The organism is Pseudomonas sp. BN515, from assembly GCF_029873155.1.
Lineage (GTDB): Bacteria > Pseudomonadota > Gammaproteobacteria > Pseudomonadales > Pseudomonadaceae > Metapseudomonas.
In genome coordinates, this window is the sequence record NZ_SSOH01000093.1 from 294,988 (window position 1) to 307,891 (window position 12,904).

The 12,904-nt window shown below is 64.6% G+C and carries 8 protein-coding genes and 1 pseudogene; 2 read left to right on the plus strand and 7 right to left on the minus strand.

Annotation, left to right across the window (positions count from 1 at the left end):
• Positions 1 to 134: 134 nt before the first annotated feature.
• Positions 135 to 1,520: a DUF3999 domain-containing protein gene (locus tag E8E91_RS29020; RefSeq protein WP_280380740.1), complete on the minus strand. Its 1,386-nt coding sequence runs from the start codon at positions 1,518 to 1,520 to the stop codon at positions 135 to 137.
• Entirely contained in the window at positions 1,517 to 5,110 is a 3,594-nt protein-coding gene (locus E8E91_RS29025; RefSeq protein ID WP_280380741.1) for a DUF2339 domain-containing protein, read from the minus strand. The genes E8E91_RS29020 and E8E91_RS29025 overlap by 4 nt, the downstream gene beginning before the upstream one ends.
• 266 nt (positions 5,111 to 5,376) lie before the next feature.
• Here E8E91_RS29025 and E8E91_RS29030 point away from each other — a divergent pair, with 266 nt between their 5' ends.
• The gene (locus tag E8E91_RS29030) at positions 5,377 to 5,772 is read left to right on the plus strand and encodes a YkgJ family cysteine cluster protein (RefSeq protein ID WP_151137937.1); all 396 of its coding nucleotides are present in this window, start codon (positions 5,377 to 5,379) and stop codon (positions 5,770 to 5,772) included.
• Positions 5,773 to 6,098: 326 nt separating this feature from the next.
• Here E8E91_RS29030 and E8E91_RS29035 read toward each other — a convergent pair whose 3' ends face one another.
• The 4 genes from E8E91_RS29035 to E8E91_RS29050 form a co-directional block, all read right to left on the minus strand.
• Positions 6,099 to 7,013, minus strand: coding sequence for a DUF808 domain-containing protein (locus E8E91_RS29035; RefSeq protein ID WP_280380743.1), 915 nt, complete (start codon positions 7,011 to 7,013; stop codon positions 6,099 to 6,101).
• Positions 7,014 to 7,088: 75 nt separating this feature from the next.
• On the minus strand, positions 7,089 to 8,861 hold the full coding sequence (cptA, locus tag E8E91_RS29040; RefSeq protein WP_280380745.1) for a phosphoethanolamine transferase CptA: 1,773 nt from the start codon (positions 8,859 to 8,861) through the stop codon (positions 7,089 to 7,091).
• Positions 8,862 to 9,039: 178 nt separating this feature from the next.
• Entirely contained in the window at positions 9,040 to 9,711 is a 672-nt protein-coding gene (locus E8E91_RS29045; protein ID WP_280380746.1) for a hypothetical protein, read from the minus strand.
• A gap of 249 nt (positions 9,712 to 9,960) precedes the next feature.
• A complete protein-coding gene (locus tag E8E91_RS29050) occupies positions 9,961 to 10,758 on the minus strand; it encodes a DNA-binding response regulator (RefSeq protein ID WP_280380748.1) in 798 nt (265 codons plus the stop codon).
• Positions 10,759 to 11,144: 386 nt separating this feature from the next.
• Here E8E91_RS29050 and fabF point away from each other — a divergent pair, with 386 nt between their 5' ends.
• On the plus strand, positions 11,145 to 12,404 hold the full coding sequence (fabF, locus tag E8E91_RS29055; RefSeq protein ID WP_280380749.1) for a beta-ketoacyl-ACP synthase II: 1,260 nt from the start codon (positions 11,145 to 11,147) through the stop codon (positions 12,402 to 12,404).
• Positions 12,405 to 12,490: 86 nt separating this feature from the next.
• Here the strand turns inward: fabF and E8E91_RS29060 are convergent.
• A pseudogene (locus E8E91_RS29060) lies at positions 12,491 to 12,904 on the minus strand (transposase); the annotation flags it as partial.

Sequence of the window (12,904 nt, forward strand, 5' to 3'; positions counted from 1 at the left end):
GTGCGAATGGAACTGCTTGAGGCTGGTCACTGGCCGTCCTGACCTGAAAAAGGGCCGTCTGCTGCGGCCCGTGGAATGACAGGACAAAGATACATCAAAACGCCAGCACTGCCGCCTGCAAGCCGCGTCACTCATCAGGAACGGGTGGCCGGCCTGCGCAACAGGCTGAACGCCATGACGCCCAGCAGGCCGACACCCAACAGGAGCACGGCCCAGAGGCCGACGCGCTTCCAGACGATCTGCTCGGCAGTCTGCCGTTCCGCCGGGTGTTCGCCGACCTGCGCCGGTATCGCCACCGCCTCGGCGCGGCCCATCTTCTCCAGGCTGGAAGCGTCGAAGCCCGGCACCAGCGTGGCCAGGGGCAGCTCCGTGCGGCTGGCTTCGGCATTGCCCAACGCCAGGGTGAACGGCGGGTTGCCACGGGCGAGGAACACCACCTGGGTGGCATGCATGCCCACCTCCAGGCGCGGCACCTGCTGGCCGAAGCCGCCGGCGCGCTGGTCCACCGTCAGGCGCAGCTGCTTGACCGCCATCCAGCCCGGTAGGTCCAGTTCCTCCTGGGCCACTTCCTTGCCGTCCTGAGGCAGGCGGTAGAGCAGGCCCGACGCCAGCGGCTGCCATTGCGGCGCACCGTCACGACGCGCCTCCACCTGTATCGGCAACAGGCTTCCAGGCCGCTCCACGGCAATGCGCAGACGCTCGATGGGCAGCCCCAGGGGCAGGTCCCAGAGGTACTGGCCATCCTTGTTGCTGACCGGCTCCAGCGGTGCCGACCAGGCCATCGACGCCGGCAGGCTCTCGCGACTGGCGCTCACCACCTTCACGGCGGTCAGTTCCGGGGCTTGCCGCGGGCTCTGCCAGAGCAGGCGCAGATAGCGCGCCGGGCGTCCCGGCAGGGTCACTTCGCGCTGGTCGATACGTTGATCGGCAAAGGACAGCCGGGCCACCTGGCCGTCGCCCCAGACCTCCCAATGCTGCAGGTCATCGCTGGCCTCGATGCTGAAACGCTGGAAGCCTTCGCCACCACCGCTCCAGTCCAGGCTGAGTTTCTCCAGGGGCGCCTGCACGCCGCTGGCGTCCAGCAGCCAGCCGCGCAATTGCTCACCAGCCGAAGCCGGGCTCTCCGGCACCACCTGCACCACCGTCCCCGTGGTGCTGCGCTCAATCCGCACACTGGGCGACCCCGCCGCGCTCTCGGTGGAGCCGTGCAGGGGGAACCAGCGCAATGGATGCTCATGACGGGCGCGACGTTCACTGGCGCTGCTGCGGGTCAGGGCGTAGGCCAGGGCCTCACCCTCGGCGTTGAACACCCGCAGGTCGCGCAGGTCGGCATGGCGCGCGGCGAAATGCAGGGCCATGGGCATCTCCAAGCGATACCAGGGCCCCTGGCCTTCCACGCGCAGTTCGACGCGGGTGGTGAAATCCTCGGGTTGCTCGGCGGCGAGCAGCGGCTGGCAAAGCAACCCCAAGCCAGCCAACAGGGCCAGTCCGGGGCGGCGCAGGGAAGACAAATCGATCATGCGTTGACCCGCTCCTGTTCAGGTTCCGCGCGCCTGGGCGGCAGGGGCGCGAAGTAGCCGACGACCAGCAGCAGGACGCCGACGCCGATGAAAGACACGATGCGCTCCAGGCCACCGCGGTTACCCAGTTCGACGAAGAACAGCTTGGCCACCACCAGCGCGATCAGCACCGCACCCACCAGCCAGAGCTGGCGCCAGGCGCGCAGATGACCGACGACCATCAGGCCGAGGGCGATGCTGGTCCAGACGATGGACAGCCCGGCCTGCACCAGCATGGAGTCCAGCTGCGCCTCCAGTTGGTAAGGCACACCGCCCCAGTGATGCGCGCAACGGAATACCGCCGCCGTGGCCAGGGCGAACAGCGACACGCCCGCCACGCCCTGGATCAGCCAGGCCGGCAGGTCAGGCGAGCCGAACCGGGGCAGGCAGTCGCGCACCCAGAGGTAGACGCCCAGCAGCGCGAACAGCAGGCCCAATTCCAGCGGATTGAACAGCGGCAAATAGGGCAGCGGCTCTGCAGCGCCATCGCTCCAGGCGTTGGCGATCCAGAACCAGGCCAGCATCAGCAGTGCCAGCGGTAGCGAGGCCCACAGGCGGTACTCCCGTGGATAGGCCGCCACCGGCCAGGGCAGGCGCGGGCGCAAGGCCACCAGCAGCAGCCAGGCACTCGGCAGCAGGGCCCAGCCCAACCACCGCCAGGCGTTGTACTGCTCGGACAACAGCATCAGCAGGTAGCGGAGCTCCAGCGCCAGCACGCCGAGCAGCAGCCAGCACCCCAGCACATGGGAAGCGCTGCGCGCCCCGCTGGGCAGGAGTCCATCCAGCCTGCGCAGCGCCAGCAGGTGCACGACGAACAGCGCGCCCCAGCCCGCCCAGCCAAAGCTTGCCGCCGGGTGGTACTGCGGTTCCCAGGCCACCGCCAGCGCCACCACACCCGCCGGCGCCAGCACCAGGCACAGCAACGCCAGGGCACGCCATTGTTCGCGGCCGGCCAGCCAAGTGGTGAAGAAGACGCTCGCGGACGCCAGCAACAAGGCCAGGGGCACCTGCAATTCGGGCGCGGCGAAGCGGCCGATCTCCGCCAGCCAGGCCAGGGCCCACCAGCCGGCGCTCCAGGCCAGCAACAGCTGCGCCAGGTGCGCGAGGCTGAGGCCACCCATGGCCGCCTCCGCCCGAGCCGCCCGTTGCAGGCGCCAGGCACCGACGAAGGCCGCCAGCGCCAGCACCGCCGGCGTCCAGAAACCGGCATGGGCCAGCGGACGCAGGCCTTCACCACTCAGCTCGCCCAGCAACAGCGGACTCACCGTGAGGAAGCTGAAACCGGCCAGGAGCTGCAGGAACAGGCCGAACCAGAACGCCGCGCGCTGTTGCAGATACAGGCTGAGCCAGAGGATCAACAGACCGCTACCCGCCCACACCGCGCCAGCGGTACGCCAGGGCAGCACGAACAGCACCGCCAGGTTGACGAAGGCCAGCCCCGCCAGCAGGACCAGCGACAGGCTCCGCAGCAGCCGCACATCCGCACGCGCCAGCGGGTGACGGGCGGCCAACAGCATCCCGGCGATCAGCGCCAGGCCGATGAGCGAAGCCACCATCAATCCGCGCCACCCCGGCACGGCACCGCTGCCAAGGCCGGAACCGTCCAGATCGAGCAGGAAGATGGCGCCGCCAAGCAGTTGCACCGCGAAGGCGCTGAACAGGAAAACGCGGGAGAGCAGGCGAAGCCCGACGAAGATTGTCGCCAACCCCGCCAGCGCCCAGGCGATGGCCGTGCCTTCGGCTGCAAAGCAAAGCGGCGCCATCAGGTAGAGGAATGCCAGCCCCACACAGGCGAACACCGGCGCGCTGCGTTGCTCCAGCCCCGTAGCCGCGTCGGCGGGCGCCCGGCGCAGTTGCCAGAACACGAACAGCAGCGCCGCACCCAGCATCAGCGCGCCCAGGGGTGAGCCATCCAGCAGCGTGTAGCTGCCCGCACGCAGCCCACCGAGGAAGGCCACCGCCGCGCCGAACTGCAGCAGCAACGCGAACGCCCGCGCCAACGGCCGGCCCTGGCGCAAGCCGAGCCAGTAGATTCCGGCGCCTTCCACCGCCCAGGCGGCGGAAGTCCAGCGGGCATCCAGCCCCAGGGGAATCGCCAGGCTGCCGAACACCACGCCCAGCGCCAGGCAGGTTTCCACCAGCAGCAATGCGCGGCCAGCGGTGCGGCCCGCCAGGATGCGCGCCAGGACGATGTAGAACAGCCCAAGTGCGAGGGCGCTGAAGGCGGTGCCGAACTCGATATGGCGGATCAGCGCCACCTGCAGGCCGAAACCGATGATCGGCGGACCGAACAGAACGGTGCCGTCCACCGTGTCAGCCTGGCGCGCCGACCAGCGCAGCAGCTCGCCGCGCTCCTCTGGCGCATCCGCCGCCTCGGCCAGCTTGCGTCGGGCGAAGAGCAGGCCGATACCCACGTACATCAGGAAGAACAGCACCAGGAAGGGCTCGGTGCTGGCGAAGAGCTCCGGCCGATAGGAACGCAGGCCCCAGGCGAAGCCGATGCCGAAGGTGCCGACGAAACCGATCAAGTTGAGCAGGCGCCAGGCCTTGAACCAGGCGATGGCGAAGATGCCCGCATTGAGCAGCGCGAAATAGCTGAACAGCGCCACATGGTCGCCGCTGCCACTGGAGGTGAGGATGGGCGCGGCAAAGCCGCCCAGCGCCGCTGCGGCCGCGAGGCCCAGGGCGTCCTGCGCCACCGCGAGGATCGCGGAAAACAGGGTGACCGCCACCAGCAGGCCGAAGGCCATCTTCGGGTCCAGCAGCGGGTGCAGGCGCATGGCCGCGAATACCGTCAGGTAGAGCACGGCGATCCCGGCGCCCTGAAGCATCAGGCCGTAATTGGGATTACGTCGGCGCAGCCACCAGCCGAGCCCCAGCAACGCGATGGCGGCCAGCGCCACCCCGGCGTAACGCAACTCCACCGGCACCACCATGCCTTCGGTGGCGTAGCGCAGCAGGAAGGCCAAGCCGAGGAATAGCAGCACAACACCGATGCGCAGCACGGTATTGCCACCGAACAGCCAGTTGCGGGCGGCGGCAAAGCCCCGTTCGAGCAGGGAGGGCTCGCGAGGCTTGGGGGGAATCGGTGGCGCACGGCGCGGTGCCTCGGGGCGCGCTTCCTGGCCCCAGGCGTCAGCAGCAGCGGCGGCAGGAGCAGGCTCGGGGGCCGGTTCGGCCGCAGCGGCGGGTTGTTCCAGCACGTCAGCCGGCAGTTCCCAGACCAGATCGCTGTCGTCAGGCACCCGTTCAGGCGCGGCCTGCGCCGCTGGCGTCACCGGCTCGGCAACGGAAGGCGCCGCCTCAGCTGGCTGCGCCCCGCCCTGTTCCACCTTGAGCAGGCGCTCATGGATGGCCTGGGTGCCTTTGTCGAAGCGGGCGGCGAAGCTGGCCAGCGATTTGCGCAGCTCGGCGTTCTCCCGCGTCAGCCACTGGAGGCGAATGGCCTGCCCCAGCCCCAGGCCCATCAGGCCGCCGAGCAGGGCACCCGTGACGCTTTCATCTATCCCGGCCCCGAAGGCCAGGCCAATCAGCATGAAAATCCATTGCATGCAGCGATTACTCAGATGGTTGGGCAGGTTGGCCGCATTCCTCGCGACCGGTATCAGCTAGAAACTACAAGAGAACCGGCATCGTCCCCAATAAGAGACGTCTCAGTTCTGACTCACAGACACAGAAGATTCCTACAGCTCAGCACAACACCGGCACAAATCCGTAGAGACAAAGGGAAATTTCATGTTCCCCGACGGGAAACTGTTCACTTTTTCACCAACATCGCTATGATGCCCGCCCTTCTCCCCTAGCCTGCTCGCCGACCATGAAGACCATGATGATCGTCGGTGCCGACCTCGACCGGACGGACACCTGGATCAAATACGAAAAAACCATGTGCCACGCCTGCGTTTCCAGCTGCTGCACCATGCCGGTCGAAACGCGCCTGAGTGATCTGATCCGCCTGGAACTGGTGGCCGAGTTCGAGCGTGGCGAGCCGCCGAAGAACATCGCCAAACGGCTGATGAAGGAAGGCGTGGTAGAGCGCTTCAACCAGAAGTCCGGCATCTTCACCCTCACCCGCATGGGCAACAACGACTGCTACTTCCTCGATCGCAAGAGCCGTCTGTGCACCGTCTACGACAAGCGCCCGGAAACCTGCCGCAACCACCCGCGCATCGGTCCGCGCCCAGGCTACTGCGCGTTCAAGCCCAAAGACTGACGGCCCCTCACCCCAACCCTCGCTCGGAGGGAGAGGGAGCAGTCCGCGCGGAATCTGGCCGCTGCGCTTTCCCTGTGGGGGCGATTTCAATCGCCAAGGGCTGCGCAGCAGCCCCAACCAACCTCCGAGCAGCGACTCGCCCTCACCCCAACCCTCTCCCGGAGGGAGAGGGAGCAGTCCGCACGGTATCTAGCCACCGCGCTTTCCCTGTGGGGGCGATTTCAATCGCCAAGGGCTGTGCAGCAGCCCCAACCAACCCCCGAGCAGCGAATCACCACCCCGTAGGGTGCGCCACGCGCACCGGCAACCCGCTTCGGGGCAATCGATCAGCCCCTGACGGCGCCCAATACCTTCTTCACCAGGCTCACCCCGACCAGCACCAGCGCACCGGACACAATGCCCGCCACGCCGTCGATCAGGATCTGCACCAGCCATGAGAGGCCACCAGCAGCGGCCAATACCGGCTCCAGCAGGTGGTGAGCAGCGGGAATGCCGTGAAGGATGATGCTGCCGCCCACCAGGAACATGGCGGCGGTGCCCAGCACCGAAAGGCCCTTCATCATCCAGGGCGCGGCGGCAAGGATGCCGCGGCCGATGGCCTGGGCCGTCGAACTGGCCCGGCGCACCAGATAGAAGCCGAGGTCGTCCAGCTTCACGATGCCCGCCACCAGCCCGTAGACGCCCACGGTCATGATCAGCGCGATGCCCACGAGCACCGCCACCTGCTTGCCGAACACCGCATCGGACACGGTGCCCAGGGTGATGACGATGATCTCGGCGGAGAGGATGAAGTCAGTGCGGATGGCGCCCTTGATCTTGTCCTTCTCCATGGCTACCAGATCCACGTCCGGATTCGTCACGGCCTCGGCCAGCACCGCGTGGGCCTGCTCATCCTCTTCGTGGCTGTGCAGCCACTTGTGCGCCAGCTTCTCGAAGCCTTCGAAGCAGAGGAAGGCACCGCCCAGCATCAGCAGCGGGATAACCGCCCAGGGCGCGAGCGCGCTGATCAGCAGGGCCGCAGGCACCAGGATCGCCTTGTTCACCAGCGAGCCCTTGGCCACCGCCCATACCACAGGCAGTTCACGCTCGGCTCGGACGCCGCTGACCTGCTGGGCGTTCAGCGCCAGGTCATCGCCCAGCACGCCCGCGGTCTTTTTCGCGGCGACTTTGGTCATTACCGAGACGTCATCGAGCAGCGTCGCAATGTCATCGATCAGGGTCAGCAGGCTGGCTCCGGCCATGGTGTGTCCTTGCAGTGGGGGGCGTTGATGCCGCAATTCGGCGAAGGCGAACTACAGACAAATTCGCCCCGCCGGTCAACCCGGCGGCCCCTTTCTGCCAGCAGCTTCTCGTTCGCCACTGACCACTTCCATGTCAGACGCCTTGGTCTTGGGCTTGATCAGGCTGAAATCGATCAGCGATTTGGGCTCGTAAGGGTTGCCGATCAGCAGCGGGCGCGGCTGGAAGGCGGCGTTGACCAGGCTGCGGCTGGGGTCGAAATCATCGAAGCTGAGCCCAGCCAGGTCCGCCCAGGTGTGGATGAAACTGGAGCTGCTGTAGGGCCGGTCGAGGCTGGCGCCCAGCTCCTGCGGGTGCTCGGTGCGCCACTGGGGCGAACGCCAGAGCATGAAGGGGATGGTGTACATGGGCGCGGTCGGCGCTGCCTCATTACGCCCTAGCACGTCGGGATGCTCCGGGTCGAATACCGCTTCGCCATGGTCGGAAAGGTAGAGCAGGAAGCCGTTGTCGCGGCTGCCGGAGAACTTCTCGATCAGGCTCGACACCACATGGTCGTTGAACAGCACGGCGTTGTCGTAGCTGTTGTAGGTGGGCAACTGGTCGTCGGTGACGCTGGCCGGCACGCCCTGGCGGCCGGTGAAGCGGTCGTATTCCTGCGGGTAGCGGTACTGGTAGCTCATGTGGGTGCCCAGCAGGTGGACCACGATGAACTTGCGCGGCGCCGAGTCGGCCAGCACCTTTTCGAACGGTGGCAGCACATCGTCGTCGTACTGGCGCGCGTTCTGGTTGCGGTTGTTGTTCAGGTAGAACTGCTCATCCGCCTGCTTGGAGAAGTTGGTGAGCATGGTGTTGCGCTTGGTAAGGGTCTGCTGGTTGGTGATCCAGTAGGTCTTGTAGCCGGCCTGCTTCATCATGTTCAGCAGCGACGGCTTGCTCAAGTAGAGATCGGGGTTCTGCTCGTCGGCGAAGGTCAGCACCTGCTGCAGCGCCTCGATGGTGTAGGGGCGCGGGGTGATGACGTTGTCGAAGACATCCAGCTGGTCGCGGATACGGTCGAGGTTCGGCGTGGTCTGGCGCGGGTAGCCGTAGAGGCTCATGCGCTGGCGGTTGGTGGATTCCCCGATCACCAGCACCAGGGTGGCCGGCAGGCCGGCGTTGGCATCCTTGAAGTTGGCCAGCGGCGCGATGCGGGCGTTGCCTTTCAGCAGGTCATGCATGTCGGCCAACTGCTGGCGGTACTGGCGGTAGCCCACCAGCAACTGCCAGGGCACGGCCGGTTCCATGCGCTTCTCGAAGCTGTCGCGGGCCGCCTCGAAGGTCTCGTTGCCCAGTCCCTGCTTCACCGCCGGATACCCCACCAGCGCCGCCAGCAGCGCCAGGCTTGCGAGCATCGCCTTGCCACGCGGCAGATGGACCGGGCGCAGGCGCGTCCACAGCAGCACGGCGCCCAGCGCGTAGCCGAGGAAGGCTGGAATCATCCACCAGGCGAAGTACTGGATCAGGTACTCGGAGCCTTCCGCCACGTTCGATTCGAACATGATGAAGATGACGCTCTGGGAAAACTCCTGGCCATACACCAGGAAGTAGCCGAAGGCCGGCAAGGAGGCGAGCCAGAGCAGCCCGCCCAGGACAGCAGCGATGGTCCGCGTGCGCGCCGGGAAGAACAGTACCGGGATCAACCACAGGCCGCTCAGCAGGAACGCCTGGCGGAATCCGCTGAATCCGCTGGTGCCGGTTACCTGGATAAGGAACTGGGTGACACCCGAGAAATACCAGAAGAAGAGAAAGAGCCAGCCTAATCCGGCCCAGTCGAATCGCCGATCCTCGGCGCTTTTCACTCCAATCGTCATAAACACCCGCCTGGTTCAGCCCCGACCAGTCGATCCGGTCGCAAAGCGAGAAATATGACTGCGAAGTCGTGAAAAGTTCGTCAATTAATCGATCAACGTGAGGCGTTCAGGGGTGAACCGCGCTCCTGCCAAACAGAGCCGCCTCAAGCGACGGCTCTGTGGACGTTGGCAGGCCCCGTCACTGATTTGCGTTAGGCGCGACCTCCGCTCGCAGGGGTTCGACCTCGACCGTGAAATCCCTCTGCTGCCCTGTTTCCTCGATCTGGTGGACGCCTAGGCCGGAAACCGTACCGGTCGTACCGGGAGCAAAGGCTCCTGGTTCAGGCCCCCTGACCCTGAAATCACGATCGGATTCGCAATCGCAGTCCGGCGCCCCTACGAACGGTCCGGCATTGAAGGTGCCATCCTGGTGGAAGTGCGCGAAGCCAGGGTGTATGTCCGCGACGAATTCGTTGTCGTCATCGTCCAGCACCTGGTTTTCATCGAACGCCCGCCCCCTGATGCCTCTTAGCAGCTGAAACTGGTTATCCAGCGTCAGGTTCCAGGTGATACGGAGGCCGAAACTGTCCTCGGCTGCGGCCGCCTCCTGGACAAAATGAACGGCAATGGGATTAAGGTCGACAAACTTCAGCGTCAGGCTCAGCGTGCCCTTGTTGCGCCCATCCCCGGGATTGCCGGTGAATACGCAATTGCTGACCTGGGCATCGTCGAAGGTGATCGACCAGCCGGTATCCCTGCCGGCGTCGGCCAGCTCACAGATACCGGCGTGTGCCGGGGTGGAGTACATCCCTGCGCCAACGATGCTGATCGCGAAAGGAACGGAGTAGACCTTCAACCAATGAGTGAACATGGCTTGCCTCCTGAACAACGAGAGGGGGCGAGGTTTTTCTTCCTGATTGTTCGCCGCGAAACGCCCGCGGCCCTCACCCAATGCGTGCCTAAGACATCTTGCTGGGTTGTGCTTGGGACTCCCTCAGTAGAGCGGCTGATGTACACACGACTCTGGCTCCTGCCCTCTCCGCCAAAGGCGGAAGTCCGGGTTCGCGATTGGTGAACCAAATGTTCAGTCTATCGGCCGACAGGCTGTGCCGTTGTGCAGCTATTGCAGCGACTTGTGCGTGTTCTGCGGTGCAGCGTCGCGGCGATATTCCGTAGGCGTGATGCCCATGCGCTGGTGGAAGGTCCGGGTGAAGTGCGAGGCGTTCGACATGCCGACCGCGCAGGCAACCTCCGACACTGTCGCCCGAGGGTTGGCCAGCAGCTCCCGCGAGCGCTCCAGGCGGAATCGGCACAGGTATTCGCGGAAGGTCAGGCCGAAGGCGCGCTTGAAGGTCCGGCTGAATGTGCAGACGTCCATCTGGCAGGAACCGGCGACATCCCGCAGCCGCAGCGTCTCCGAGTAATGGTGCTCCACGTAGTTCGCGGCCAGTTGCACCGACTGCATCGACAGCCCCGGCGCGCTGATGCGGCTTTCCCGTGGGATGAACGGCACCGGCATCGCAATCTCCCGACGCTCCTGCCCGCGCGTCGGCAGGACGGGCAAGAGCGCGGAGATTCGCTGGCTCAGCTGTTCGGCGGTCACCGGCTGGACCAGAAAGTCCCAGACCCTGGTGCGAAATGCCCACACGGCCAGAGCCTCGGAGTGCTGGAGGGTGAGCATCAGGATGGGTAGGGACGGGTAGGCCTGCTTGGTGGAGCGCAAGGCCTGCAGGGACGGGACGTCAGGATAGTCGTACTCGAAGCAGGACAGCAGCGGCGTGCCCTGATCGATATTCAGCGGTATCGCGGCCCGTTCAACCACGCGCCGGATTTGAAACTGCTCTTCCAGCGCCCCGATCGGGCTGGACGCTGCCCTGTTGGTGCGAAGATCCGCCCAGACAACACATGGCAAGCTCATCGCTTTGTCTCCCGCCACAGCTCAGGTCGACAACCCCGCAATCTTAACGGCAAGACAGAGCAAGGAATCCACGGACTGACTGACGGAGGCAGGGCGAACCCATGACCGTAGGATGGGAGGAGCGAAGCGATACCCATGATTCCGCGCAAGGCATGGAAATTTCCCAAACCGCTCCCCGTGCCTTTTCCCCTCCCCGCCCCTTCCCTAAGGTGCCCCGGTCGCGTTCATCCCGCAGCCGGGTTTGACGACCTGAAGCAAGCGGCGCGATAGCGCCTACGGCGCATACGAGAAGAGGTAACTATCAAATGTTGAATTTGATCACGCCAAAGTTGCGGCCTGATAAACACCGGCCGACGGTCGGACATCGAGATTGAGGGTTTCTACTCATGGCAAAGCGAATTGTAATCACGGGAATGGGTGCCGTTTCTCCGCTTGGCGCGAGTGTCGAGAGCAGTTGGGAACGCTTGCTCCACGGTAAGTCCGGCGTTCGCCAGATCGAGCCTTTCGGCGAGCTTCCCGTGCGCATTGCAGGCACGGTACCGGATAAGAAAGATGATTTCGAAGCTGGGTTCGACGCCAATCAATATGTCGAGCCCAAAGAGGCGCGACGCATGGACCGGTTCATTCTTTTCGCTCTGGCAGCTGCCAGCGAAGCGATTGAACAAGCTGGCTGGAGCCCAACCGAAAAGCAGAAGGAACGCACAGCAACCGTTATTGCCTCGGGAATTGGCGGGCTGCATTTCATCCGCGACACCTTCAATACCATCAACACCAGCGGCCATCGGCGTATATCTCCGTTCACCGTACCTGGCTTCCTAGTGAACATGGCCGCAGGACAGGTATCTATCAAATATGGTTTCAAAGGCCCGCTGGGCGCCCCGGCGACCGCTTGTGCCGCTGGCGTCCAGGCGATCGGTGACGCAGTACGCATGATTCAAAACGGCGACGCCGATGTCGCGGTCTGCGGCGGCAGCGAAGCCTGCATCAATGAAGTCAGCATCGGCGGCTTCGTGGCGGCAAAGGCCATGGCCACCTCCTTCAATGACCGTCCCGCTGAAGCCTCACGCCCATTCGATGTCGATCGAGATGGTTTCGTGATCGCCGAGGGCGCAGGCGTAATGGTAATCGAGACACTAGAACATGCGTTGGCGCGCAACGCTACACCACTCGCCGAGATCGTCGGCTACGGCACCAGCGCAGACGCCTACCATATTACTGCCGCCCCTGCGGAAGGCGAAGGCGCCCAGCAATGCATGCGAGCGGCACTCGCTCAGGCTGGTGTCGAGCCTGGTGCGGTTAGCTATATCAACGCCCACTCCACGTCCACGCCGATTGGCGACAAGGGAGAGTTGGCCGCAATCAAGGCGGTGTTCGGCCCCAAAAACGTTGCCGTCTCGTCCACCAAGTCTTCCACCGGCCATCTACTTGGTGCCGCTGGAGGACTGGCGAGCATCTTCACCGCCAAGTCACTCGCAGATCAGGTAGCACCGTTCAACCTCAACTGCCACGAGCCGGACGAGGACGCCAAGGACGTCGATCTAGTACTGGGCGAGCCGCGTTTCATGCCGATGGAGTACGCACTCTGCAACGGCTTTGGTTTTGGCGGTGTGAATGCAAGTTTGCTGCTCAAAGTCTGGCGAGGCTAATCCCAATCTCCTCCACCAGGCACCCCGCGTGAGCCATACGACTCACGGACCGAAAAGGGACCGAAAAGGGGACAGATTTATTTTTCCTACTCTAATTTCGGTCTGCCTTGCTTCCGGTGCTCAATCCGCACTCCGGCAATACGCTCGACTTCATCCACGAAGCGACTGGTCCCGGTAAGTTGGCCGCGTTGAATGGCCTCTCGAATGACGCTTAACTCCTCGGAAGGAACCGCTTGCCTTACAAAATCGGCATACCGGTGGCGTCGCTCCTCAGCCGTAACGCCGAGCGCCTTGAAGTACGGGTCTTCGTCCAACCAGTTCTGCTCAAGCGCGGCATCAATACGGAGGGTGTAGCTCGACCAGGGATAATCCCCAGCCTCCGCCACCATGCATGCCCGCACTGGATTCAGTTCGATATATCGACTGCAGGCCAACAGATAACTATCGGACTGCACGATGCTCGACTTGTAGCGGCTTTCCCACACAGTTCCGGAGCGACC